The organism is Sandarakinorhabdus sp. (assembly GCF_040398665.1).
Classification (GTDB): domain Bacteria; phylum Pseudomonadota; class Alphaproteobacteria; order Sphingomonadales; family Sphingomonadaceae; genus Sandarakinorhabdus.
Genome location: NZ_JBBATQ010000002.1, coordinates 151580 through 173939 on the forward strand (window position 1 = coordinate 151580; position 22360 = coordinate 173939).

The following is a 22360-nucleotide window of genomic DNA, read 5'->3' on the forward strand; positions in this document are numbered from 1 at the left end:
CATGAACCCGATCGATACGCTGCAACAACCGGGGCTGCTGTTCACCCTGGCCAGCTTCGTCGCGATGATCGCGGTGCTGGTGGTGGTGCATGAAGGCGGACATTATCTCGCCGGCCGGTTGTTCGACACCCGCATGGAAGCGTTTGGCGTCGGCTTCGGCCGCGAACTGATCGGCGTCACCGATCGACGCGGGGTGCGCTGGCGCATCAACGCCATCCCGCTCGGCGGCTATGTGAAGTTCGTTGGCGACATGAACGAGGCCAGCCAGGCTGATCCGGCGCTGATGAGCCTGCCGGAAAGCGAGCGGCGCGGACTGTTCGCGTTCCTGCCGCTGTGGCAGCGCGCGATCATCGTTGCGGCTGGGCCGGCAATCAACTTCATCTTTGCCATCGCCATATTGGCGGCCTTCAACATGACACTCGGCCATCTTTCCAGCCCGCCGGTGGTGGCGCAGGTGCAGCCGGGCAGTGCGGCGGCGCGTGCCGGCATGCAGGCCGGTGATCGGGTAACCGCGGTGGACGGCGCTGCTGTCGAACGCTTTGAAGATGTGGTCAACCTTGTGATCACCGGCGTCGGCAAGCCGGTGCTTCTCGATATCGAACGCGGCGGCGCTGCCCGCCAGATCACCATTGTGCCCGACATGATCGAGGCGACCGACCGGTTCGGCAATGTCACCCGCCATCCGCGCCTCGGCCTCGCCCGCCCGGCCGAGCAGGTGCAGATTGTCGGGCTGGTCGATGCCGTCCGCTGGGCGGCGATCGACACCTGGAGCATCACCCAGACCATCGGCCGCACGCTGCGCCAGGTGGTGATGGGCGAACGCAGCCTGAAGGAGATGGGCGGCCCGGTGAAGACCGCGCAGATCGCCGGGCAGCAGGCCAGCCTGGGCCTGATCTCGGCGGTGGCGTTCATGGCGTTCTTTTCGATCAACCTCGGCTTCATCAATCTCCTGCCCATCCCCACGCTGGACGGCGGACATCTTCTGCTCTACGGCATCGAGGCCTTGCGGCGGCAGCCTCTGGCAGAACGGGTTCAGCAATGGGCCTTCATGTCGGGCTTTGCCGCTCTGATGTCGCTTATGGCGGTGCTCACCTGGCATGATATCGGTTCGGTTGGCGTGTTTGGCCGCATTGCAGGCTGGCTTGGTTGATGGCTGTACTGGAATCGCTGCCGGGCCAACCGGGGCAATCGCGACTGGGACGACTGGTGGAGTTGATGCAGGGCAGTTCAAAGACAGGAGCGGCAGCGCCTTCGTTGGCAGGGTTCGGTTGGCGGCGTCCGGCGGCGATGCTGCTGATGTCGACCGCGCTTGCCGGCCCGGCTCTGGCGCAGCAGCGGCCACGCCCGCCGCCACCGCAGCCGGCTCAGCCATCGGCCGAAGCCGAAGCCCGCGCCTTTGAAACCCGCGGCCAGACCGCGCTGCCCGCCACCGCTGCCAATGTCGGCATCGTGCGCAGTGTCGTGGTGCGCGGCACCGAGCGGCTGGAGCCCGAAACCGTCCGCTCTTATCTCAATCTCGCCATCGGTGATGACTATGATCGCGATGCGCTCGATACCGCGCTGAAGGCGCTTTATGCCTCCGAACTGTTTGCCGATGCGACGATCCGCGACGACAATGGCGCGCTGACCGTCGAGGTGAAGGAAAATCCGGTGATCAACCGGATCATCATCGAAGGCGGCAAGCGGGTGAAAGAGGAGAAGATCCGCGAGGAAATTCGCTTGGCGCCGCGCCAGATCTTCACCCGATCGAAAGCCCGCGCCGATCTGGGGCGCATCCTGGAACTCTATCGGCGCGGCGGGCGCTTTGCCGCCAGTGTCGAACCCAAGATCGTGCAACTGGAACAGAACCGCGTCGATGTGGTGTTCGAAATCAACGAAGGTCCGAAATCCAAGATCCGCCAGATCAATATTCTGGGCAACGTGAAGTTCAAGGAAGGCCAGATCCGCAAGCAGATGGCGTCCAAGCAGCAGCGCAGTTGGCGCTTCTTCACGTCGAACGACACCTATGATCCCGATCGCCTGGCCTATGACCAGCAGAAGTTGCGGCAATATTATCTGACCGAAGGCTATGCCGATTTCCGCGTTGCTTCGGTGGTGGCCGAACTGACGCCCGACAAGAAGGATTTCATCGTCACCTATGTGGTCGAGGAAGGTGACCGTTACAAGTTCGGCAAGGTCGATCTGAAATCCGATCTGCGCGACATCAAGCCCAAGGAATTCCGGTCGATCATCCGCATCAAGGAAGGCGACTGGTATAACGCGCAGGCCATTGAAAACACGGTTGAAGGCCTGTCGGAAACCGCCGGCCTGCTCGGCTATGCCTTTGCCGACGTGCGCCCGCAGTTCGATCGTGACAAGGAAAAGCTGCAGATGAACGTCACCTTCCAGATCGGGGAGGTGCCGCGCGTTTATGTGGAGAAGAATGCCATCAACGGCAACACGATCACGCACGACAATGTGATCCGCCGCGAATTCCGCCTGGCCGAAGGCGATGCCTTCAATTCGATCAAAGTGAAGCGCTCGAAGGATCGCCTGCTCGGCCTCGGCTTCTTCCAGGACAAGCTGGATATCGAACAGAAGCCGGGCACCACGCCCGATCGCATCGTGCTGGAAACCAATGTGCAGGAACGGCCGACCGGCGAACTGCAATTGTCTGCCGGCTTCTCCAGCATCGAACGCTTCATCTTCTCGGCCAGCGTGCGCCAGCGCAATTTCCGTGGCCGCGGTCAGGAAATCCGGCTGTCGGGCAATATCTCCAGCTTCGCCCGATCAGTCGAAGCCGGCTTTACCGAGCCGTATCTGGGCGGTCGCAACCTCGCGCTGGGCTTTGACGTGTTCCGCCGCGATTTCCGGTCGTTCCGCTTCACCGGCAACAACACGCGTGACACCACCTACACGCAGGTATCGACGGGTTTCCAGATCCGCACCGGGTTTTCGATCACCGAATTCTGGGCCGCCTCGCTGCGCTATGGCCTCAGCCGTGAAGAAACCGGGCTGGATCAGTCGGTGTTCTTCACCAACGGCGTCTGCGATCCACTGCTCGCCGGACGCTTCCTGTGCGAACAGATCGGCAATCGCACCGTTTCCACGATCGGTTTCTCGCTGATCTACAACAGCCTGAACAATTTGCGGCTGCCGTCAGCCGGGCAGCGTTTCACGTTCAGTTCCGATTTGGCGGGCCTGCCGATCGGCATCAAGTTCATCACCACCCGCGCCAATTATGATTGGTTCACGCCGCTGTTCGGCACCGATTTCGTGCTCAATATCGGCGCGGAAGGTGGCTATGTCACCGGCTATGGTGGGCAGGATGTGTTCCTCACCAACCGCTTCTTCCTCGGGCAGCCGCAGTTCCGTGGTTTCAACATCCGCGGCGTCGGCCCGCGCGTGCTGCGCCGTCCGCTCGATGGGACGGGTGGGATCGTGCAGGATCGCCGGCAGGCGCTGGACGATGCGTTGGGCGGCCGTGCCTATTATCTGGCGCGCGCCGAAATTCGCATCCCGCTGGGTTCGGCCGTGCAGGAACTGGGCATTCGCCCGTCGATCTTTGCCGATGTCGGCGGGCTGTGGAGCCTGAAGACGCCGTCGCTGACCTGCCAGAACGGGCCAACCATTGCAGCCCCCAGGTTGACGGGCCAGACGGCACCGTGTTTGCCATCGGATGGTTTCTCGGCAGGTTTTGTCGAAGAGTATCTGGGCAATTCGCCCAAGCCGCGTGTTTCGGTGGGGATCGGGGTGAACTGGAATTCGCCGTTCGGGCCATTCCGGTTTGACCTTGCCAAAGCCCTGGTTCAACAGCCAGGGGACGATCCACAATTGTTCCAATTCAACGTAGGGACCGCGTTCTGATGAAAAAAATGCTGCTTGCGCTGGCACTCGCCGGTGCGTCCACCCAAGTTCTTGCCCAGCAACTGCCGGCGGCCGTCATCGTGACGGTCGACAGTCAGGAAATGATTGCCGCGTCGGCTGCTGCAAAGGCCGCCCAGGCCGAGCTGAAGCCCAAGGGCGATCAGCTTGTCGCCCGGCTGAACCAACTGCGCACCAGCCTTTCCGCCGAGGAAAAGACCCTGCGCGACACCCAGCCCCAGCAAGGTGCGGCGCCCGCCGCCATCACCGCATGGCAGGCCAAGGTGAAGGATTTCGATACCCGCCGTCAGCAGGCCGATGCCGAACTGCAGCGCCGCCAGCAGGAAATCCAGGCCGCCGAGCAATGGGTGATCAAGCAGATCACCGATGCCTCCGCCCCGATCGTCAGCACGATCATGCGCGAACGCGGCGCCAACATCGCCGTGGATGAACGGGTGACGTTGCAGCATGCTGCTTCCATCGACATCACCGCCGATGTGCTCGCCCGCCTCGACAAGGCGCTGCCGAAGGTGTCGGTGACGCCGCCGGCCCCGCCGGCCGCGGCCCCTGGTGCGGCGCCGGCCGCGCCGCCGCGTCCTTGATGTTGGGCTGATCCCGATGGCTGAGCCGATTGCGGTCAGCCCGATTGATGTGCGGGCGGTGATGGCGATGTTGCCGCACCGTTTCCCGATGTTGCTGGTTGACCGGGTGATCGATCTGATCCCCGGTCAATCCGCCACCGGCATCAAGGCGGTGACGATCAATGAACCGTTTTTTGCCGGGCATTTCCCGGCGCGCCCCATCATGCCCGGTGTGCTGATCATTGAAGCATTGGCGCAGACCGCCGGCGTGCTGGCGATCCACGGCGCGCGTGCCAAGGCCGGGGATGGGGAATATTCGGACAAGCTGGTCTATTTCATGGCCATCGACAACGCCAAGTTCCGCGTGCCGGTGGAGCCGGGCTGTCTGCTGCATCTGAAGGTGGAACTGGTGCAGGATCGCGGCCGCATTGCCAAATTCACCGGCCGGGCCGAGGTTGATGGCAAGCTGGTTGCCGAGGCCAGTTTTACGGCCATGATTGCCGATCCCCCGGCCTGAAATTGGCCGGGGCACGCTTTTGTCCCGAATAACCGCATTGCATCGCCGCTGGCCCGCCCCATATTGCAGGGCGGAGACCATGCGATGATTGTTGCCCTTGCCCTCGGCCTCGTGCTGTCTGCCAGCCAGTTTGCGGCCGATGCCGCCAAGGACGGCCCGCGCCCGGCGATGCAGAAGCTGGTGGAGGGCGGCGACTGGCCGCGCGTGCTGGGCGCCATCCGCAATGGTGCGGCCGACTGGATCGCGCTCAGCCCCGAACTGGCGCGGGGCAGCGATGCGCAGCACGGTGCCGAATTGACCGCCGCGCTGGCCGCTGCCTTGCCGCGCGCGCCTTTCGATGTGCTGGCGGTCGCCGATCCGCGCCGGTCGCCGGTGCTGGGCATTCAGGCGATTTGCGGTGCGCCGGACGGCAGCTATAGCCTGGACGCCAAGGCGGCGTATCTGGCCGAGGCCCGCGAGGCGCTGGAATTGCTGCCCGATGTCGCCGCCATTGGCCGCGCCAAGACGGTGTGTCTCAGGGAACTGGCGCTGGCGGCGCCTTGACCGCTGCCGGTTCGGGGCGGGTCGCCCACAGGCAGGCGGCAGCGATGATCATCGCACCAACGATCGTGGTGGGCGCGACCGGTTCGGCAAAGAGCATCCAGCCCAGCAGCGCCGCCCATGGCAGGCCGGTGAACTCCATCACCGCCGAGGCTTGCGCTTCGAGATGGACATAGCCGCGCGCGATCAACTGCACGCCGATATTGCCGACCAGACCGGTGGCCAGCATCAACGCCAGATCATGGGCGCCAACCGGCCCGGCACTGATCAGGGTGGGTGACAGGATCAGGGCGGGCACGCCAGCGCCCATCAAGGTGATGACGGTGGCGCCATCCGACGCGGCCCGGGCGCGCAGCACCAGCGCCGACAAGGCATAGAGGAACGCCGCGCCCACCGCAGCCGCCACCGCCAGCAGCCGGGTGCCGGCCAGATCGGGTACGCCCCCCGCCGCCACCACGACCCCGCCAAAGCCAATCACGCCGGCCAGCACGAAGCGCGGCTGCATGCGTTCTTTCAGGAACAGTGCCGCCAGCGGTGGCACCAGCAGCGGGCCGACGAAGGCGAGGGTGAGCGCCAGCGCCAGCGACAACAAGGTGAGCGCCCAGAAGAACAGCAGCGCCATCGCCGCGATCAATGATCCGCGCAAAACATGCGCGCGCAGCCCGCCGGGTGCCAGGCCGGGTCGGCCCTGCCATTGCCAAACGCCCAGGGCAATCAGCACGCCGCTGCCATAGCGCGCAAAGGTGGTGAGCGGCACGCCGTGGCGCAGCGCCAGATATTTCACCAGCCCATCCATCACGCACAGCGCCCCGATGCCGGCGGCGACCTGGACATAGGCAACAAGGGCAACGGCGCGCGGCATGGACCGGCCTTAACCGGCCTGGCCTTGCGCGTCTATCGGCCCAGCCGGCGGATCAGGCTGGCGGCCAGATAGAGCCGGCGTGGCACGCTTTCCAGATACACATATTCGGCATCGGTGGTGTGATAGCCGGCGCCGGGCAGCCCCAGCGATTCGATCACTGGCACGCCGGCCAGCGCGGCATAGCCGGCATCCGTGCCGCCGCCGCCGCGTTCGGTGACGGTGAATTGCTTGCCCAATCCGCCGTAAATCTCCTGCGCAGCTTCGATGAGCAGGTTGCTGGCCGGCGTTGCCGTGAACGGCGGCCGATTCACCCGCACCTCTGCGGTCACCACGGCGCCGGGGATGGAAGGGGTTTTCAGCCGGTCCAGCAGCTCTGCCTTGAACGCATCGAATTGTGCCATATCGGCGGTGCGCAGATCGCCGGTCAGCGTGATGCTGTCCGGGATGATGTTGCGCACGCCGCGTTGCTGTTCCACCACCGTCCAATTGAAGCGGCGGTTGCCGGGGCCGCGATCGAGATCGCTGGTGGCCTGGATGATATGCGCGGCTTCGGTGAGCGCGTTGATGCCGGCTTCTGGGCTGTTGCCGGCGTGGCTGGCCTTGCCCTTGATGGTGACGATCACCGTGTTGGTCGCCGATGTGCCGCGCGTCAGCCGTTCCGGCATGGTGGTGGGTTCAAAGCTGAGCACCGCCGTCTGGCCGCGCGCCAGTTCGGTAATGCTGGCGCCCGATCCCAACGAGCCGCGTTCCTCGTCGGTGTTGATTGCCACGGTCAGCTCGGCAAAATCCTTGGCACCGAGCAGCGGCAGCGTGTGCAGGATGGTGGCGATGCCGCCCTTGTCGTCGGCGATGCCCGGGCCAAAGGCCAACGAGCCCTGCGGACTGTCGGCCACCCGGAACGGCGCCCGCGCCAGCGCGCCGCGCTGATACACGGTGTCCATATGGGCGATCAGCAGCAACTTGCCTTTGCCGGTGCCTTTCCAGCGCGCGACGATGATATCGCCCGCCACGCCGCCGGTCGGCTTCTGGCGGGTCACGCTGCCGCCGCGCGCGGTGAGGGCGGCTTCGAGAAACTGGCCCATCGCCGCCATGCCGTCGGCATCGCCGGTACCGGTTTCGATCTCCACCAGCTTCTTCAGCGTGGCGGTCACGGCCGGCGCTTCGGCGGTGGCGGCCTTCAGCAGCGCGGCATCCGGCCTGGCAGCGGCAAGCGCCGGTGCGGCCAGCAGGGCCAATGCGGCGAAGATCATGCGCATCATCTGGTTTCCTCGAACAATTCCCGGCCGATCAGATAGCGGCGGATCTCGGACGTGCCAGCGCCGATTTCATACAGTTTGGCATCACGCAGCAGACGCCCGGTGGGATAATCGTTGATATAGCCATTGCCGCCCAGGCACTGGATCGCCTCCAGCGCCATCCAGGTGGCCTTTTCGGCGGTGTAGAGGATACAGCCGGCGCTGTCCTTGCGGGTGGTCTCGCCGCGGTCGCAGGCCTGCGCCACGGCATAGGTGTAGGCGCGCGCGGTGGACAGCGCGACATACATGTCGGCCAATTTGCCCTGCATCAGCTGGAAGGTGCCGATGGGCTGGCCGAACTGCTCGCGATCATGGACATAGGGCACCACCACATCCATGCAGGCCTGCATGATACCGATGGGGCCGGCGGCGAGCACGACGCGTTCATAATCCAGACCACTCATCAGCACCCGCGCGCCATTGCCGACCCCGCCCAGCACATTTTCCGCCGGCACGGTGCAGTTTTCGAACAGCAACTCGCACGTGTCGCTCCCGCGCATGCCGAGCTTGTCGAGCTTCTGCGCGGTGGAAAAGCCCGCCATGGACTTTTCGATCAGGAAGGCCGTCACGCCGCGCGAACCGGCGGCCGGATCGGTCTTGGCATAGACGACCAGGGTTTCGGCGTGCGGCCCGTTGGTGATCCACATCTTGTTGCCATTCAGCACATAATCGCCGTTGCCCTGGATGTCGGCGCGCAATTTCATGCCGATCACATCGCTGCCCGCGCCCGGCTCCGACATGGCGAGGCTGCCGACATGCGCGCCGCTGATCAGGTCGGGCAGATAGCGCGCCTTTTGGACAGCGGTGCCCCAGCGGGCGATCTGGTTGATGCACAGATTGGTGTGCGCGCCGTAACTGAGCCCGACACTGGCCGAGGCGCGCGAGATTTCCTCCACCACCACGACATGGGCGAGATAGCCGAGGCCCGCGCCACCATCGGCTTCGGGCACGGTGATGCCATGCAGGCCGAGTTCGCCCAATTTGGGCCACAGGTCGCGCGGAAATTCGTTGGTCGCATCGATTTCGGCGGCGCGCGGCGCGATTTCGGCCGCCGCAAAGGCACGCACCGTATCGCGCAGCATCTCGATGGTATCGCCATGGTCGAAGCGCAACTGGCTGAGCATTTCACTATCCTCATTCTAACGTGTCAGCCGCGACGCTCAGCCTGTTGCTTGAGGGTCGACGAAATGGAACTTGCCGGGCTGGCAGGCTGTGATGGCGGCCAGCAAGGCCCCCTGCATTGCGGCGAGTACAGGCGTTCGATTGGTTGGTAACACAATAATGCCCAGGGTGCGGCCAGCCATGGATTGCTGATAGGCCATGTTGGTGTCCGCCGTCAGCATGCGGTCAAAACCCGCTGCCTCTGCAGCAGCAAGCAGTCTGCCGTTGGTAAGGCCCTGCCAACCCATGGCAGCGACCGAGGACACATCATGCCCGGGCAGGAATTTTGCCAATTTGGGGGAAAGATTTTCGTCAAGCAGCAACCGCATCATGCCCTTCCGATGATGCACTGGCGGCCAGAAACGTCAGCATCAGTTCCACATCACCGGGCCGGATCGACGGGAAATCTTCGTAAACGGCACTGGCCGGCACATCATGCAAGGCATTCAGAACGGCCCACGCCGGCACCCGGGTGCCGCGGAACAGCCAGGCGCCGCTCACCTTGTCAGGCACTTGTTCCAGCGCGGGGCATTTCTCCCAATCCGGCGCGACGGGCATCATTGTCTCCTTCCGCCAAAGTATAGACCAGCGATCTTTGACCTGCCAGCCGCAATGACCTTCGATCATGCGCGTTCATCGGCGGAGGGTTTCATTTTGCGCTCTTGAAACAAATATTTGTTGTGTATACACAACGAATCATGGTTTCCGACAACGAAATCCTGCACAACCGCCTTGCCCTGTTCCGGGCCGAGGCCGGACTGTCGCGCAAGGATCTGGCCGAACAGGTCGGCGTCAACCCGCAGACCATCGGCTTTCTGGAGCGCGGGCAATACGGCCCCAGCCTTGAGCTGGGCCTGAAGCTGGCGCGCGTGTTCGGGGTGCCGGTGGAGACCTTGTTCAGCCTGGACCCGTTCACGCCGCTGGCGGAATCGCTGGCCGCGCCGCGCGATCATCGCGGGATCTGATGAGGAGAGACGACGATGGCGCAAGGCAGACGCAATTCTCTCAACGCACCCTTGAAGCTCGGCCTGCGGAGCGCGCGCATCCTTTCAGTGCTGCTGGTTGTCGGCCTTGGCATTGGCTATCTGGGCGGCGCGATCGCCAGCGGGCCGGATGGGGATCGGCCGGTGTTGTTCACCCTGCTGCGGCTGCTTGGCCTGTGCAGTGCACTGGCGCTGTTCATTGAAGCGCGGGGGCAGATGGCGCAGGCCAGCGACGCGATGCTGGACGAACGCGAACGGGCGCTGCGGGACCAGTCCTATCGGCTGACCCACCAGATCATGGTGGCGGTGATGTTCGGCTTTTTCCTGTGGTCGATCCTTGCCAGGTTGATCGGTGGCTGGATGCCGGATCAGGAGCAGGCACTCGATCTGTTCAGTGGCTTTGCGATTGCGTCGATGGCCTTGCCGGGTATCATCATGGCCTGGCGGGAGTTGCCGGAGGGCGAACCAGACGAGGCTTGAATTGACATGACAACAGGCGGTTGCGCCTGGGGTGTATTGTGCTCAACTTGAATTCCTCAACGCCCTCCCCGCAAGAAGGAGGGCGCAGGGATGCTCCAATCAATCGGCAACCTGCTCTAGATTGAAACGCCCCACTCCCCTGATGGGAGAGAGTGGCTCAATCTGATCGCGATCGCCTCAGCTGATCTCCACCAGCAGCATGCCGTCGTTCACCTGATCACCCACCGCGATGTGCAGCGCCTGCACGGTGCCGGCGGTTCGCGCCAAAAGGCGGTGCTCCATCTTCATCGCTTCCAGCACCAGCAGGCGATCGCCTTCGGCCACGGCCTGGCCCAGCGCGACATCCACACTGAGCACGCGGCCCGGCATCGGCGCATGCACATGCGCCTGGCCGCTGCCGGCGCTGGCGCGGCGCGGCGGGCGCGTGCCAAGCTGCCAGCTCTGCCCGGCCAGCCGCACTTCGACATGCCTGTCGCCCGGCACCACCGTGGCGGGCAACAGGCGGCCACCCAGATCGACCATCAGGCCAAATGCGCTTGTCCGGCGGGCGGTGACCTCGCCAACACCGGCCAGCCCGCCGATGCGCCAGCGAGCCTGACCCATCTCGCGCAGGCTGATATCGTGCACCACATCGTGCCACCATAGTTGCACATGGGTTTGCGTTGGCAGGTTGATGCGCAGAGGCAAGCGTTCAAACATCGTGGCCGGCGCAGACGATGGCAATCCCAGCCCCAGCGCCGCGACCAGCAGCACCGGCGGCGGGCACAGCGTGGCGGCCCCCAGATCGGCGGCGTGGCGGGCGATGAAGCCGGTATCGACATCGCCGGCGCGAAATGCCGGATGATCGGCCAGCCGCGCCAGAAACGCCCGGTTCGATTTCAAGCCATCGACAATCGTCGCGTCCAGCGCCCCGACCAGCCGATCAATGGCGTCGCTGCGGGTTGCGCCGTGGGCGATCACCTTGGCGATCATCGGATCATAATCCAGCCCGATGCGGCTACCGGTTTCGACGCCGGTATCGATGCGCACACCCGCCCCACCGCCAAACACCAACCGGCTGAGCGTGCCGGTGGCGGGCAGGAAACCGCTGTCCGGGTCTTCGGCATAAAGCCGTGCCTCCACCGCATGGCCGGTGATGGTGAGTTCGTCCTGGCGTTTCGGCAAGGGCTCACCGCGGGCGACGCGGATCTGCCATTCCACCAGATCTTCGCCAGTGATGCATTCGGTGACCGGATGTTCCACCTGCAGGCGGGTGTTCATCTCCATGAAGTAGAAGGCCGGATCGCCCGCCGCGTCGATGGTGTCGAGATCGAGGATGAACTCCACCGTGCCGGCACCGGCATAGCCGATGGCGTGGGCGGCGGTGACCGCGGCAATGCCCAGCGTGTGGCGCAGCCGATCAGACAGGCCGGGGGCCGGGGCTTCCTCGATCACCTTCTGGTGGCGGCGTTGCAGCGAACAGTCGCGCTCGAACAGGTGGACGGCATTGCCGTGGTTGTCGGCAAACAATTGCACTTCGACATGGCGGGGGCGCTGGATCAGCTTTTCCAGCATCACCGCCGGATTGCCGAACGCGGTTTCGCCCTCGCGCTGCGCCGCCATCAGATTGTCGGCGAAGTCGGCGGCGCTGTTCACGGCGCGCATGCCCTTGCCGCCGCCGCCGGCCACCGCCTTGATCAGCAGCGGGAAGCCGACGCCTTCGGCGGCCTTTTGCAGGCGTACCAGGCTTTGGTCATTGCCCTGGTATCCCGGCGTGATCGGCACGCCGGCTTTCTTCATGGCGGCCTTGGCGGTGTCTTTCAGGGCCATCACCCGCATCGCGGCTTCGGGCGGCCCGATGAAGATCAGGCCGGCCTTGTGCAGGGCGCGGGCGAAATCGGCATTTTCGGACAGGAAGCCATAGCCGGGGTGGACCGCATCGGCGCCGGTGCGCTTGGCCGCCGCGATGATGGCATCGGCATCAAGATAGGCGCGGGCGCCGGCCAGCGGCACCGCCTGGCCGGCTTCGCGCACGAACGGCGTGTCAGCGTCCGCAGCGCTGTGCACGGCAACGGTGGCGATGCCCATCCGGTGTGCAGTGCGGATGATGCGGCGGGCGATTTCGCCACGATTGGCGATCAGGATTTTTTGCATGTTTGTCTTCCGTGCTCGCAACCCCTCACCCCGCTCGCCTGCGGCGAGTCGCCCTCTCCCGCAAGGGGAGAGGGAAGGATGTCACTTCGGCGGGCAGCCCTTGGGATCGGCGGTCCAGGCGAAGCTGGTCAGCAGCCATTTGCCGTCGATCTTGCTCCAGCCGAAGCTGTCGATGCCGCAATGGATGCGCTTGCCATCGATATCCAGCGTGTACGGCCCCCAGACATGCGCGAAATCGCGGGTGAGGGAGATTTTGGGCTTCACCAGATATTCCTCGAACTTGCGCGGCGGGGCCTTGCGGAAATTGTCGAACAACTGCTGGCGGGTGAGGGTGGAGAATATGCTCCCGCCTTCGGGTGGAAAGCGCAGGATCTGGATGGTCAGCGACGGGTGGGTGAGCGCTTCGGCGGCATCGGGATTGTTGCTGTTCAGCGCGGCCATGAAGGCATCGCTGGCGGCCAGCACGTCCTCTTTCGGCCCGGCAACGGCTGGTGCGGAAAGCAACAGCGCAGCGGCAACGAGCGATTTCAGTCCATTACCCATGACGGTTTCCCCTTGCTCAGGAAGGCGTTGATGCCTACGCGTCCCTCTTGGCTCACCCGGCGCGCGGCGATGCGGCGGGCGGTGTCCGCGCGCAGTTCGTCGGTGATCGGCTGGTCGGCAAAATCCAGGGCGAGACGCTTGGCAGCGGCGACAGCGTCCGGTGCCGCCTGGCCGATATGGGCCAGCCAATGCGCCACGACCGCCTCGGCGGCGTCGGCGTCTTCGGCCACTTCATCGACCAATCCCATCGCTTGCGCTTGGTCGGCGGTGAAGGCCTCGGCGGTGAGGAACCAGCGCCGCGCCGCCGCACCGATTTTGGCAATCACGAAGGGTGAGATGGTCGCCGGGGTAAGGCCCAGCCGCACTTCGGACAGGCGGAACTGCGTGCCGTCGATGGCGACGCCCAAGTCCGCACAGGCCACCAGCCCGACGCCGCCGCCCGTCACATGGCCGTGCGCGACGACGATCACCGGCTTGGCGCAATTGTTGATGGCGGCCAGCATGTCGGACAGGCGCATCGCATCGGCCTGGTTCTCCGCCTCGCTCCAGCCGGCAGCGGCGCGCATCCAATCGAGATCGGCACCGGCCGAAAAACTCTTGCCCGCACCGCTGAGGATGATGGCGCGCACGTCGTCCACGCCGGACAGGCGGGTGAAGGCCTCGGTGAGCGCGGCGATCAGATCGGCGTTGAAGGCATTGTGCCGCTCTGGCCGGTTGAGGGTCAGCCGGGCCGTGCCCCGGTCGTCGATGCTTTCATCCAGCATGGGTCATCACATCCGGCCCATTACATTCTAAACGTGCCGAAGCGCGTTTCCGGCACCGGCTGTTGCAGCGATGCGGCCAGCGACAGCGCCACCACGGCGCGCGTGTCTTCCGGCGCGATGATGCCATCGTCCCACAGGCGGGCGCTGGCATGCAGGGGATGGCCTTCGCGTTCATATTGGGCGCGGATCGGCGCCTTGAACGCCTCCTCCTCGGCGGCCGATTTGAAGCCGCCGCCTTTCACCGTGGCCAGCACGCTCGCCGCCTGTTCGCCGCCCATCACGCTGATCCGCGCATTGGGCCACATCCACAGGAAGCGCGGGGAATAGGCCCGCCCGCACATGCCGTAATTGCCGGCACCGAAACTGCCGCCGGTGATCACGGTGATCTTCGGCACGGCGGCGCAACTGACCGCGGTCACCAGCTTGGCACCATGCTTGGCGATGCCTTCATTCTCGAACCGACGGCCGACCATGAAACCGCTGATATTCTGCAGGAACAGCAGCGGAATGCGGCGCTGGCAGGCCAGTTCGATGAAATGCGCGCCTTTCTGGGCGCTCTCGCTGAACAAGATGCCGTTGTTGGCGATGATGCCGACCTTATAGCCTTCGATCTCGGCAAAGCCGGTCACCAGCGTTTCGCCATAGCGCGGCTTGAACTCGTGCAGTTCGGAGCCATCGACCAGCCGGGCGATGATCTCGCGAACGTCCACCGGCACGCGCGTGTCGATGGGGGCGAGCGCGTTCAACTCGCTGGTGTCGAACAGCGGCTGGCGTGCCGGGCCGGGCAGCACCGCAGCCGGAGCCGGGAAGGTGGCGACGATCCGCCTTGTGATATCCAGCGCATCCTGATCATTTTCGGCCAGATGGTCAGCCACGCCCGAAAGCCGCGTGTGCACATCGCCGCCGCCCAGTTCCTCGGCGGTGACTTCTTCGCCGGTGGCAGCCTTCACCAGCGGCGGCCCGCCCAGAAAGATCGTGCCCTGATCCCTCACGATGATCGATTCGTCCGCCATCGCCGGCACATAGGCGCCACCGGCGGTGCAACTGCCCAGCACGGCGGCAATCTGCGGGATGCCGTTCGCGCTCATGTTGGCCTGGTTGAAGAAGATGCGACCGAAATGCTCGCGATCGGGGAACACCTCGTCCTGGCGCGGCAGGTTGGCGCCGCCGCTGTCCACCAGATACAGGCAGGGCAGGCCGTTCTGCGCGGCGATTTCCTGGGCGCGCAGATGCTTCTTCACCGTGAGCGGATAGTAACTGCCGCCCTTCACCGTCGCATCATTGGCCAGGATCACGCACAGCCGGCCCGCCACCTGGCCGACCCCGGCAATCAGTCCGGCAGCCGGCACATCCTCGCCATAGACATCATGGGCGGCGAACTGGCCGATTTCGAGGAAGCCGGTGTGCGGATCGAGCAGCGCCTCGACACGGCTACGCGGCAGCAGCTTGCCGCGCGCGACATGTTTTTCGCGTGAGGCCTGCGGGCCGCCCAGCGCGATGCGCGCGGCCTTCTCGCGCAGATCGTTGACCAGGTCGGCCATGGCGCTGGCCGTGGTGCGGGCGGAGGGGGGCAGGGGTTGGCCGATGCGGGGCATGTTATGGGTATAGGCGGCAGGGCGGCAGTCGCCAAGTGGCCCAAAGCCGGGCGAGCTGTCAGACGCGCTGCCAACCAAGCGGGCCGCGCTTGACGCCGAAACTGGCGGCGAGCTGGCCATCTGCCAAGACATCGCCGGGCGGGCCATCGGCGACCAGCCGGCCGCCGTCGATCAGCAGCAGGCGATCGCAGCGCGCCGCCAGATCGAGATCATGCAGCGCCAGCACGATGCCCGCACCGCGCGCCGCTTCGGCGGCGAGCAGCGCCAGCACGTCCAGACGATGGCCGGGATCGAGATTGGCGATAGGCTCGTCAAGCAGCAGCCACGCCGGCCGCGCCACCAGCGCGCGCGCCAGCAGCACGCGGGCGCGTTCGCCGGTGGAAAGCTGGTTGACGGCGCGGGTGGCGAGATGGGCGGCATCACAGGCAGCCAGCGCGGCTTCGACGGCGGCCGGATCGGGCGGCGCGCCGGGACCAAGGCCGAGCGTGACCAGTGCGCTCGCCGTCATCGGCCAGACGGCATCGCGGCTGGCGGGGAGCCAGGCCAGGGTGTGCGGGTGCGGCCGCACGGGCTTGCCATCGATCATCACCGTGCCGGGGCCGATGGAGACGCCGGCCATCGCGCGCAGCAGGGTGGTCTTGCCGGCACCATTGGGGCCGATCACGCCAGTGACATTGCCGGGATGCAGCGCAAATGTGACGGGCGCCAGCATCGGCGGCCGGGTGAGGGCGACAGCCTCCAGCATCAACGCCCTTTCAGGATCAGCCAGAGGAAGAACGGCGCGCCGATCAGCGCCGTGAGCACGCCGAGCTTGAGATCGAGCCCCGATGGCAACAGCCTGATGGCGATATCGGCGGCGAGCAGCAGCGCCGCGCCAGCCAGCGCCGCCGGCACGATCGCCGCACCCGGGCGATGGCCCACGAACGGCCGCACCAGATGCGGCACCACCAGCCCGACAAAGCCGATGCTGCCCGCCACTGCCACGCCAGCGCCGGTGACCAGCGCAACACCGATCACGACACGCGCACGCACTTGCCCAAGCGCGATGCCCATGGTCTGCGCCACCTCCTCGCCCAGCGTCAGCGTGTCGAGCGCCGGGCCACTGCGCACCAGCAGCACGAGGCCCAGCCCGATCAGCGGCGCCGCCACCAGCAATTGCGGCAGCGTGCGATCCGCCAGGCTGCCCATCAGCCAGAACATCAGATCATAAAGCGCGAACGGCGACGGCGCGAGGCTGAGCGCCAGATTGATGGCGACACCGAACAAGGTGGCGACCGCAACGCCGGCCAGCACCAGCCTTGTGGTGCTCGCTCCGCGGCCGGCCAGCGCCAGCAGCAGCACAAGGCCGCCGCCGGCCCCGGCCAGGCTGCCCAGCGCCATGCCGGCGATGCCGAACCCCAGGAAATAGCCCGCCAGCACCGCACCCAAGGCGGCGCCGCTCGATGGCCCCAGCACGTCAGGCGACGCCAGCGGATTGCGCAGCAACGCCTGCGCCGCCGTGCCGGCCGCGCCCAGCCCAGCCCCGATGGCCAGCGCCAGCCCGGTACGCGGCAGCCGCAGTTCGAGGAACAGCGTGCGCGCGAGTTCGGGATCGCGGGCGTGGATGGCCAGCAAGTCGACCGGCCCGATGGCCAGCGACACGGCCAGCAGCACCGCGACTGCCAAGGCGAGGCGCAGGTTCATCCCTTGAGCGCCGCGCGCAGGCGGCGGATTTCGGCGGGCATGGCGGCGCCGCCGCACAGGAAGGCGCGGCCATCGGTGCCGACGCGGCGGCTGCGCAGCCGGGCCAGCGCCGGATGGCTGGTCCAGGCGTTTGGCTGTGAAAACTGGCCGGGGCGATATTTGTTGATGACCAGCACGGCCGGCGGGTTGGCGAGCAATGCCTCCATTGCCACCGGGCCGGACTGGCGCTGCTGCAAGCCGGCGAGCCGCAGCCAGCCGGCCGCCAGCCCGCCCATGGCCGGCGCCAGACCGCCGCCGCCGAGCATCAGCGCCGGGATCGGCGCGGCCGGCGCGGTAAGGCCAAGCGATTGCACATCGTGCGCGAACGCCGCGCCGGCAGCGGGATTGCCCACCAACGCTGCAATCTGTTGCACCTGGCGCGCAACCTCTGCCGGGCTTTGCGGATAGGGCAGGGCGATGAGGCTTATGCCCAGCCTGGCGGCCAGGGCGACGTCCTGCGGACTGGCACCCATGGTCAGCACCAGATCGGGCTGCTGGCCGAGCACATCGCCGAGATGGCCGCTGTTGGTTGCGCGATCACGCGCCCGGCCGGCTAGCGGGCTTTCCTGTGCGTCCGCGCCCAGCCGGCTGATGCTGGCGATCTGGTCCGGCCGGGCGGTGATCAGCAGATATTCGTCGGTGCACAGGTTCAAGGAGACGATGCGGGTGGGCGCGGCCGTTGCCGGGCCCATGATGACAAGGGCTGCCGCAAGGCCACGCGGGATGGATGCTGGCCTTCGCCAGCATGACATCGTCCATTTGCGCATAGCATATGTCATGCTGGCGAAGGCCAGCATCCATCGTTGCGCAAGGCCAATCCACACCGACTTCGCGCCATAGGGTTGCAAAGAAAGGCCGCCTTGCATCACAATCTGAATCGCACCCCGCCATGCGCGGTGATGCCCGGCCCGCGATAGGCGAACACGTCGATCTGCGTGGCATCAGCCGCGTTTTCCACCCGCAGCGTGACGTCGATCCTGTCGGTCAGATGCCAGGCCCCCGCGAGCGTCACCAGCGTATAGGCCGGCAGCGTCACCGGCACGAAGCGGGCGAAATCCGTGTCGCCGCGCGCGCCGGTGATGGCGGCGGCAGCGGAGAGATCGAAGCGCCGGGCCGAATAGCTGAGCGCAATGCTGCCGCTGTGGCGCGGGCGGCGCACTTCACGCACCCGCAAGGCACCGGCCACCTGCTGCTGATCGGCGTCCAGCCATGTGTAGCTGGCGGTGAGGTTCAGCCCCTCGGCCAGGTTCGCCGCGCCGGCCACTTCGATGCCGCGCCGCTTGCTGCGCCCGCTGGCGTTGCCGACGCCGGATTGGAAGGTGGTGCTGTTGAAGGTGCCGATGATTTCATTGTCCAGCGTGGCATCGAACGCCGTCACGTCGATGCGGTGCCTGCCATCGTCCCAGCCGATCCCGGCCTCGACGCTGCGGCTGCGCTCGGGCGTCAAATTGGGATTGCCGACGAACGATCCGGGGAAAAAGCCGAACTGATCGAAGAAGGTCGGATCGGCGATGCCGGTGCCATAGGCGGCGTGCAGGCGCAGCTTGCCGATGGGCGCGACTGCATCGAAGCGCACGGTGGTCACATCGGCAAAGCGGTCGTTCAAGTCGCGGCGCAGCGCGGCCCCGGCGGAAAGGCCGCTGGCGTTGAGGCGGTATTCGCCGATCAGGCTGGTCTGGCGGCGGCGCTGGCGCTGGTTGGAGGCGGCGTTGGCGTTGGCGTCGATGCTTTCAAAGCGTTCGGTTTCCACGTCGAGCGCGGCGGTGATGCGGTGCCGGGCACCGGCCGCGCTGAATTGCCCAGTCGATTGCAGGCGCATCAGGTCGCGCTCGCCATCGCTGCGGTTCTCGAACGAGGCGGCACGGCGGTTGCTGTTGTCGGCGCGCACCGCCATGACACTGGCCCTGGTGACCCAGCGGCCGTCGAACGGATCGAGCGCGGCTTCGGCGCGCAGCGCGGTCTGGCGGCTGCGGGTGGAGAGCGGTTCGTCGCGGGGGACGCCGGTGGCATAATCGAAGCCATCGAAGCGCGACGTCGAATCCTGGTGGCGGCCGACCAGCAGCAGGGTGAGCGCCGGCAGCGCCCGCCATTCCAGCCGGCCATGCGCAGTCACATTCTCATACCCATCGCGGTCACCGCCCGCGCGGGCAATGTCATAGCCGTCGGTTGCAAGCCCCGACACCTGCCCGCTGACCGTCAGGTCGCGTCCGGCCCAGCCGCCGCCGATGCCGGCCCGGTATGTGCCAAGGCTGCCGGCCTGCGCCTCGCCGTACAGCAACGTGCCGGCGGTGGGTGCCCGGGTGGTGATGCTGATCACGCCGCCGATGGCCTGGCTGCCCCACAGCGCGCTTTGCGGCCCGCGCAGCACTTCGATGCTGCCGACCCCGTGGCTGAGCAATGTATCGATGCGGAATTCCCCGGACGATGCCGGATCGTTCATTTCGATGCCATCGATGAAGCTGATGCTGTGGTTGGCCTCGGCACCGCGGATGCGCACTTGCGTCTGCGCGCCCAACGGCCCGGTCTGCGCGATGGCAACGCCGGGGATGAGGGCGAGATAATCCTTCACCAGCGGCAGCGACAGGCCTTCGATCTGCGGCTGGCTGATCTGGCTGATGCTGATACCGGTTTCGGCCAGCCGCAGCGTGGTGCGGCCGGCAGAGACGGTGATCGGCGCCGTTGTCTCGACAAGGCGGATGGGTTGGTTGTTCAGACCTTGCGACGGGGCCGCAACTGCAACGACAGCTTGCCCGGCAAGCACAACAAGGAGGGGCATCCGGCATGACCTTTCGTTCGGTCCGGCGCGTTGGCCGGACAGGGGGCGACACGAAGTCGCCACGAACGAAAGGTCGGGCAGGGCATGCGCCCGCCTGTCCTCGTCACATGCGCCACTGGTCCCGGCAGGCATGGGGCGACCCTTCGCGACCATGGCAATCGCCATGGCCTCAAAGGGAACGGCAGGTCTCCTGGCTTGCGGCTCATGGCGCTGATGCTTCGCCTTCCCGGATTTCTCCAGTGGCATGTGAAGCGTCAGCTGGCCGCTTACAGTTGCGGGCACAGCGCCGGACTTGGGATTTCCCCCGCACCGGCTTCCCTATTCTCCTCCCGGTCAGGGGAGGCACCGTTCGCAGGCGGGTTACGCCTGTTGCCAAGCTGCGGTCAAGCCGCTATGCCGCGCCTTCATTTTCCAGGGCCGGTCGGAACCGGTCCGCTGACGAGGAAATCACCCATGAAGTCCGGCATTCACCCCAAGTATCACACGATCACCGTCAAGATGACCGACGGCTCCTCCTATGAGACCCGCACCACCTGGGGCAAGGAAGGCGATGTGATGACCCTGGAAATCGATCCGACCAGCCATCCGGCATGGACCGGCGGCACGGGTCGCATGCTGGACGCCGGCGGCCAGGTGGCGCGCTTCAACAAGCGTTTTGCCAGCTTTGGTTTGGGCGGGAAGAAATAACGCGCAGCGCGGCGCGTAAATAGCGCAGCTATTTGCCGACTCGCGCCAGCGCGGACGGCGAGCGAAAAAGGCGGCCCTTACAGGCCGCCTTTTTTGACTCGTTCGACGGCGTGGCTCTGCCACGCTCTTTCTTCCTGTTCTTCCTTTTGAAAGCCCGAATGGACTCGGCGGCTTTGCCGCCGGCCGTGCGTGCCGGGACCAAGCGCGGACCCGGCGGCACGGCCCCACCCCCGGCCCCTCCCCTGAAGGGGAGGGGAGGTTAGTTGGCCATCATCGCCTTGGCGGCGGCATAGTCCGCCTTGCCATTGGGCGCGCGGGGCACTTTCTTCACCACCAGCACCGTCTTGGGTGTCTTGTAGCCGGCGAGATGCTGGCGAACATGCGCGCGCAGCTCCTCGATATCCACCGGGCCTTGCGCTTCGACCACGGCGCTGACGGCCTGGCCCCATTTTTCATCCGGCACGCCGAACACCAGCGCGTCTTCGATGGCGGGGTGGGTTTTCAGCGTTTCTTCCACCTCTTCGGGGAAGACCTTCTCGCCGCCGGTGTTGATGCACTGGCTGCCGCGGCCGAGCAGGATGAAGCTGCCGTCGGCTTCGATGATGGCGAAATCGCCGGGGATCGAATAGCGCTTGCCGTCGATTACCGGGAAGGTGGCGGCGCTTTTCACCGGATCCTTCCAGTAACCGCGCGGGATCAGGCCACCGCGCGCGATGCGGCCCATGGTGCCGGGCGGCACCGGCTTCATGTCGTCGCCGATGATCAACGTGTTGCCATCGGCCATGAATTTGGTCGGCGCGCCGGCATTTTCGGCGGTCTGCGCGGCGGCGCCGAGGCCAAGGCCTTCCGATGACCCCAACGAATCGACGATCATCATCGCCGGAGCATGCCCCAGCAGGCCAGCCTTCACCTCCGGCGACCACATGGTGCCGGACGAGATCATCACATTCAGCGTGGCGATGCTGCCGGTGCCGGCATCGAGCGCCTTCAGCAGCGGCCGCGCAAAGGCATCGCCGACGATCACCGCGTAATCGCAAGCCTCGCGCTGGCAGGTGGTGGTGGCTTCAACGGGATCGAAATTGGCGCTCGCCAGGGTGACGACAGTGCCGCCCCGGCACAGCGTGGCCAGCGCGATGATCAGCCCGGTGCCATGCATCAGCGGCGGCAGCACCAGCGCGCGTTGCCGGCCCACCCCGGCCGCCACATTGGCGGCGTGCGCGTCGAGCGAGTCCGGTGATGCCCCGGCCGTGCCGGCGTTCATCAAGTCCCACAGCGCCGCCTGATCCCACATGACCCCCTTGGGCAGGCCGGTGGTGCCGCCGGTATAGATGAACAGCATGTCGGTGGGATCATGGGCCTGCGGCGGCAGCGCATGACCGGCCGCGGCGACCTTGTCGAAATCCTGGGCGAAATCCGCCGTGTCGCCGCCCACCTGCAACCAGACCCGGGTGGGCAGGCGCGACCGGATGGCAGCGACCAACGGCGCGAATTCGACATCATAGATGACGACAGCAGCATCGCTGTTCTCGAATATGTAGAACAGCTCCTCGCCGGTGTAGCGGTAATTCACGTTCACATGCACGAGGCGTGCGCGCAGGCAGGCGATCAGCCCTTCGACATAAGCGGGGCCATTGCGCATCAGCAGGGCGCAGCGATCGCCGGGAGCAGCGCCAGCGGCCAGCATGGCGCCGGCCAGGCTGGCGGTGCGGCTGGCCACATCGGCCCAGCTCCGCCGGGTTTCGCCATGGATAAACGCCGGCAGATCCGGATCGACAGCAGTGACAACCGTTTCGATGACGGCGCCCAGGCTCATTTCTTGCGGCATGGATCGTCCTCCCCGCTGCGCACTCTATGGACGCTGGCGGGCAGGGCAAGCCT

Annotated in this window: 22 protein-coding genes and 1 riboswitch; of the genes, 8 read left to right on the top strand and 14 right to left on the bottom strand. The window is 66.0% G+C overall.

Annotation, left to right across the window (positions count from 1 at the left end):
- Nucleotide 1 precedes the first annotated feature (1 nt).
- The 5 genes from rseP (at nt 2) to ABWP22_RS03505 (ending at nt 5484) form a co-directional block, all read left to right on the top strand.
- Nucleotides 2–1150: an RIP metalloprotease RseP gene (rseP, locus tag ABWP22_RS03485; protein WP_353198557.1), complete on the top strand. Its 1149-nt coding sequence runs from the start codon at nt 2–4 to the stop codon at nt 1148–1150.
- A gap of 65 nt (nt 1151–1215) precedes the next feature.
- Nucleotides 1216–3846 carry an outer membrane protein assembly factor BamA gene (gene bamA / locus ABWP22_RS03490; protein WP_502951086.1) on the top strand — a complete coding sequence of 877 codons (2631 nt, stop codon included), beginning with the start codon at nt 1216–1218 and terminating at the stop codon, nt 3844–3846.
- Nucleotides 3846–4445, top strand: coding sequence for an OmpH/Skp family outer membrane protein (locus ABWP22_RS03495; RefSeq protein WP_353198558.1), 600 nt, complete (start codon nt 3846–3848; stop codon nt 4443–4445). The genes bamA and ABWP22_RS03495 overlap by 1 nt, the downstream gene beginning before the upstream one ends.
- Nucleotides 4446–4461: 16 nt before the next feature.
- Complete coding sequence (fabZ, locus tag ABWP22_RS03500) at nt 4462–4941, top strand: 3-hydroxyacyl-ACP dehydratase FabZ (protein WP_353198559.1); 480 nt, start codon at nt 4462–4464, stop codon at nt 4939–4941.
- Between the two features lie 84 nt (nt 4942–5025).
- On the top strand, nt 5026–5484 hold the full coding sequence (locus ABWP22_RS03505) for a hypothetical protein (protein ID WP_353198560.1): 459 nt from the start codon (nt 5026–5028) through the stop codon (nt 5482–5484).
- Here the strand turns inward: ABWP22_RS03505 and ABWP22_RS03510 are convergent.
- Genes ABWP22_RS03510 through ABWP22_RS03530 form a run of 5 tightly spaced genes read right to left on the bottom strand, consistent with a single transcriptional unit; the run spans nt 5456 to nt 9357 of the window.
- Complete coding sequence (locus tag ABWP22_RS03510; protein ID WP_353198561.1) at nt 5456–6343, bottom strand: DMT family transporter; 888 nt, start codon at nt 6341–6343, stop codon at nt 5456–5458. The genes ABWP22_RS03505 and ABWP22_RS03510 overlap by 29 nt on opposite strands.
- Before the next feature lie 32 nt (nt 6344–6375).
- Nucleotides 6376–7602, bottom strand: a complete 1227-nt coding sequence (locus ABWP22_RS03515) for a glutamate carboxypeptidase (RefSeq protein WP_353198562.1) — start codon at nt 7600–7602, stop codon at nt 6376–6378.
- Nucleotides 7599–8762, bottom strand: a complete 1164-nt coding sequence (locus tag ABWP22_RS03520; RefSeq protein ID WP_353198563.1) for an isovaleryl-CoA dehydrogenase — start codon at nt 8760–8762, stop codon at nt 7599–7601. The genes ABWP22_RS03515 and ABWP22_RS03520 overlap by 4 nt, the downstream gene beginning before the upstream one ends.
- Nucleotides 8763–8798: 36 nt before the next feature.
- Nucleotides 8799–9131, bottom strand: a complete 333-nt coding sequence (locus tag ABWP22_RS03525) for a DUF5615 family PIN-like protein (RefSeq protein WP_353198564.1) — start codon at nt 9129–9131, stop codon at nt 8799–8801.
- Nucleotides 9112–9357 carry a DUF433 domain-containing protein gene (locus ABWP22_RS03530; protein WP_353198565.1) on the bottom strand — a complete coding sequence of 82 codons (246 nt, stop codon included), beginning with the start codon at nt 9355–9357 and terminating at the stop codon, nt 9112–9114. Before ABWP22_RS03530 ends, ABWP22_RS03525 begins: the two co-directional genes overlap by 20 nt.
- A gap of 140 nt (nt 9358–9497) precedes the next feature.
- On the opposite strand from ABWP22_RS03530, the gene ABWP22_RS03535 reads away from it, so the two are divergent.
- Both ABWP22_RS03535 and ABWP22_RS03540 read left to right on the top strand, forming a co-directional pair.
- Nucleotides 9498–9764: a helix-turn-helix transcriptional regulator gene (locus ABWP22_RS03535; protein WP_353198566.1), complete on the top strand. Its 267-nt coding sequence runs from the start codon at nt 9498–9500 to the stop codon at nt 9762–9764.
- Nucleotides 9765–9851: 87 nt separating this feature from the next.
- Nucleotides 9852–10262: a hypothetical protein gene (locus ABWP22_RS03540; protein ID WP_353198567.1), complete on the top strand. Its 411-nt coding sequence runs from the start codon at nt 9852–9854 to the stop codon at nt 10260–10262.
- 177 nt (nt 10263–10439) lie between these two features.
- On the opposite strand, the gene ABWP22_RS03545 is transcribed toward ABWP22_RS03540, so the two are convergent.
- From ABWP22_RS03545 to ABWP22_RS03580, 8 genes are all read right to left on the bottom strand, one after another.
- Complete coding sequence (locus ABWP22_RS03545; protein ID WP_353198568.1) at nt 10440–12395, bottom strand: acetyl/propionyl/methylcrotonyl-CoA carboxylase subunit alpha; 1956 nt, start codon at nt 12393–12395, stop codon at nt 10440–10442.
- An 81-nt stretch (nt 12396–12476) separates the two neighbouring features.
- Entirely contained in the window at nt 12477–12938 is a 462-nt protein-coding gene (locus ABWP22_RS03550) for a nuclear transport factor 2 family protein (protein ID WP_353198569.1), read from the bottom strand.
- Nucleotides 12923–13702, bottom strand: coding sequence for an enoyl-CoA hydratase-related protein (locus tag ABWP22_RS03555; RefSeq protein WP_353198570.1), 780 nt, complete (start codon nt 13700–13702; stop codon nt 12923–12925). The genes ABWP22_RS03550 and ABWP22_RS03555 overlap by 16 nt, the downstream gene beginning before the upstream one ends.
- A gap of 20 nt (nt 13703–13722) precedes the next feature.
- Entirely contained in the window at nt 13723–15297 is a 1575-nt protein-coding gene (locus tag ABWP22_RS03560; RefSeq protein ID WP_502951078.1) for a carboxyl transferase domain-containing protein, read from the bottom strand.
- Nucleotides 15298–15355: 58 nt separating this feature from the next.
- Nucleotides 15356–16042 (bottom strand): ABC transporter ATP-binding protein, encoded by a 687-nt coding sequence (locus ABWP22_RS03565; protein ID WP_353198571.1) that lies wholly within the window; start codon nt 16040–16042, stop codon nt 15356–15358.
- On the bottom strand, nt 16042–16980 hold the full coding sequence (locus ABWP22_RS03570) for a FecCD family ABC transporter permease (protein ID WP_353198572.1): 939 nt from the start codon (nt 16978–16980) through the stop codon (nt 16042–16044). Before ABWP22_RS03570 ends, ABWP22_RS03565 begins: the two co-directional genes overlap by 1 nt.
- Complete coding sequence (locus ABWP22_RS03575; protein WP_353198573.1) at nt 16977–17711, bottom strand: ABC transporter substrate-binding protein; 735 nt, start codon at nt 17709–17711, stop codon at nt 16977–16979. The genes ABWP22_RS03570 and ABWP22_RS03575 overlap by 4 nt, the downstream gene beginning before the upstream one ends.
- 173 nt (nt 17712–17884) lie before the next feature.
- Complete coding sequence (locus ABWP22_RS03580; protein WP_353198574.1) at nt 17885–19795, bottom strand: TonB-dependent receptor plug domain-containing protein; 1911 nt, start codon at nt 19793–19795, stop codon at nt 17885–17887.
- Between the two features lie 163 nt (nt 19796–19958).
- A riboswitch (cobalamin riboswitch) is annotated at nt 19959–20160 on the bottom strand.
- A gap of 88 nt (nt 20161–20248) precedes the next feature.
- On the opposite strand from ABWP22_RS03580, the gene rpmE reads away from it, so the two are divergent.
- Nucleotides 20249–20482 (top strand): 50S ribosomal protein L31, encoded by a 234-nt coding sequence (gene rpmE / locus ABWP22_RS03585; RefSeq protein ID WP_353198575.1) that lies wholly within the window; start codon nt 20249–20251, stop codon nt 20480–20482.
- 259 nt (nt 20483–20741) lie between these two features.
- On the opposite strand, the gene ABWP22_RS03590 is transcribed toward rpmE, so the two are convergent.
- Nucleotides 20742–22307 carry an AMP-binding protein gene (locus ABWP22_RS03590; RefSeq protein ID WP_353198576.1) on the bottom strand — a complete coding sequence of 522 codons (1566 nt, stop codon included), beginning with the start codon at nt 22305–22307 and terminating at the stop codon, nt 20742–20744.
- Nucleotides 22308–22360: the final 53 nt, after the last annotated feature.

What these genes read in the sequence shown, in the direction of transcription:
- rpmE (WP_353198575.1), top strand. Translation starts at nt 20,249, where the DNA reads ATGAAGTCCGGCATTCACCCCAAGTATCACACGATCACCGTCAAGATG.
- ABWP22_RS03520 (WP_353198563.1), bottom strand. Translation starts at nt 8,762, where the DNA reads ATGCTCAGCCAGTTGCGCTTCGACCATGGCGATACCATCGAGATGCTG.
- ABWP22_RS03545 (WP_353198568.1), bottom strand. Translation starts at nt 12,395, where the DNA reads ATGCAAAAAATCCTGATCGCCAATCGTGGCGAAATCGCCCGCCGCATC.
- ABWP22_RS03560 (WP_502951078.1), bottom strand. Translation starts at nt 15,297, where the DNA reads ATGCCCCGCATCGGCCAACCCCTGCCCCCCTCCGCCCGCACCACGGCC.
- ABWP22_RS03505 (WP_353198560.1), top strand. Translation starts at nt 5,026, where the DNA reads ATGATTGTTGCCCTTGCCCTCGGCCTCGTGCTGTCTGCCAGCCAGTTT.
- ABWP22_RS03550 (WP_353198569.1), bottom strand. Translation starts at nt 12,938, where the DNA reads ATGGGTAATGGACTGAAATCGCTCGTTGCCGCTGCGCTGTTGCTTTCC.
- ABWP22_RS03555 (WP_353198570.1), bottom strand. Translation starts at nt 13,702, where the DNA reads ATGCTGGATGAAAGCATCGACGACCGGGGCACGGCCCGGCTGACCCTC.
- ABWP22_RS03525 (WP_353198564.1), bottom strand. Translation starts at nt 9,131, where the DNA reads ATGATGCGGTTGCTGCTTGACGAAAATCTTTCCCCCAAATTGGCAAAA.
- ABWP22_RS03510 (WP_353198561.1), bottom strand. Translation starts at nt 6,343, where the DNA reads ATGCCGCGCGCCGTTGCCCTTGTTGCCTATGTCCAGGTCGCCGCCGGC.
- ABWP22_RS03590 (WP_353198576.1), bottom strand. Translation starts at nt 22,307, where the DNA reads ATGCCGCAAGAAATGAGCCTGGGCGCCGTCATCGAAACGGTTGTCACT.
- ABWP22_RS03575 (WP_353198573.1), bottom strand. Translation starts at nt 17,711, where the DNA reads ATGGGCCCGGCAACGGCCGCGCCCACCCGCATCGTCTCCTTGAACCTG.
- fabZ (WP_353198559.1), top strand. Translation starts at nt 4,462, where the DNA reads ATGGCTGAGCCGATTGCGGTCAGCCCGATTGATGTGCGGGCGGTGATG.
- rseP (WP_353198557.1), top strand. Translation starts at nt 2, where the DNA reads ATGAACCCGATCGATACGCTGCAACAACCGGGGCTGCTGTTCACCCTG.
- ABWP22_RS03535 (WP_353198566.1), top strand. Translation starts at nt 9,498, where the DNA reads ATGGTTTCCGACAACGAAATCCTGCACAACCGCCTTGCCCTGTTCCGG.
- ABWP22_RS03570 (WP_353198572.1), bottom strand. Translation starts at nt 16,980, where the DNA reads ATGAACCTGCGCCTCGCCTTGGCAGTCGCGGTGCTGCTGGCCGTGTCG.
- ABWP22_RS03580 (WP_353198574.1), bottom strand. Translation starts at nt 19,795, where the DNA reads ATGCCCCTCCTTGTTGTGCTTGCCGGGCAAGCTGTCGTTGCAGTTGCG.
- ABWP22_RS03565 (WP_353198571.1), bottom strand. Translation starts at nt 16,042, where the DNA reads ATGCTGGAGGCTGTCGCCCTCACCCGGCCGCCGATGCTGGCGCCCGTC.
- bamA (WP_502951086.1), top strand. Translation starts at nt 1,216, where the DNA reads ATGCAGGGCAGTTCAAAGACAGGAGCGGCAGCGCCTTCGTTGGCAGGG.
- ABWP22_RS03515 (WP_353198562.1), bottom strand. Translation starts at nt 7,602, where the DNA reads ATGATGCGCATGATCTTCGCCGCATTGGCCCTGCTGGCCGCACCGGCG.
- ABWP22_RS03530 (WP_353198565.1), bottom strand. Translation starts at nt 9,357, where the DNA reads ATGCCCGTCGCGCCGGATTGGGAGAAATGCCCCGCGCTGGAACAAGTG.
- ABWP22_RS03495 (WP_353198558.1), top strand. Translation starts at nt 3,846, where the DNA reads ATGAAAAAAATGCTGCTTGCGCTGGCACTCGCCGGTGCGTCCACCCAA.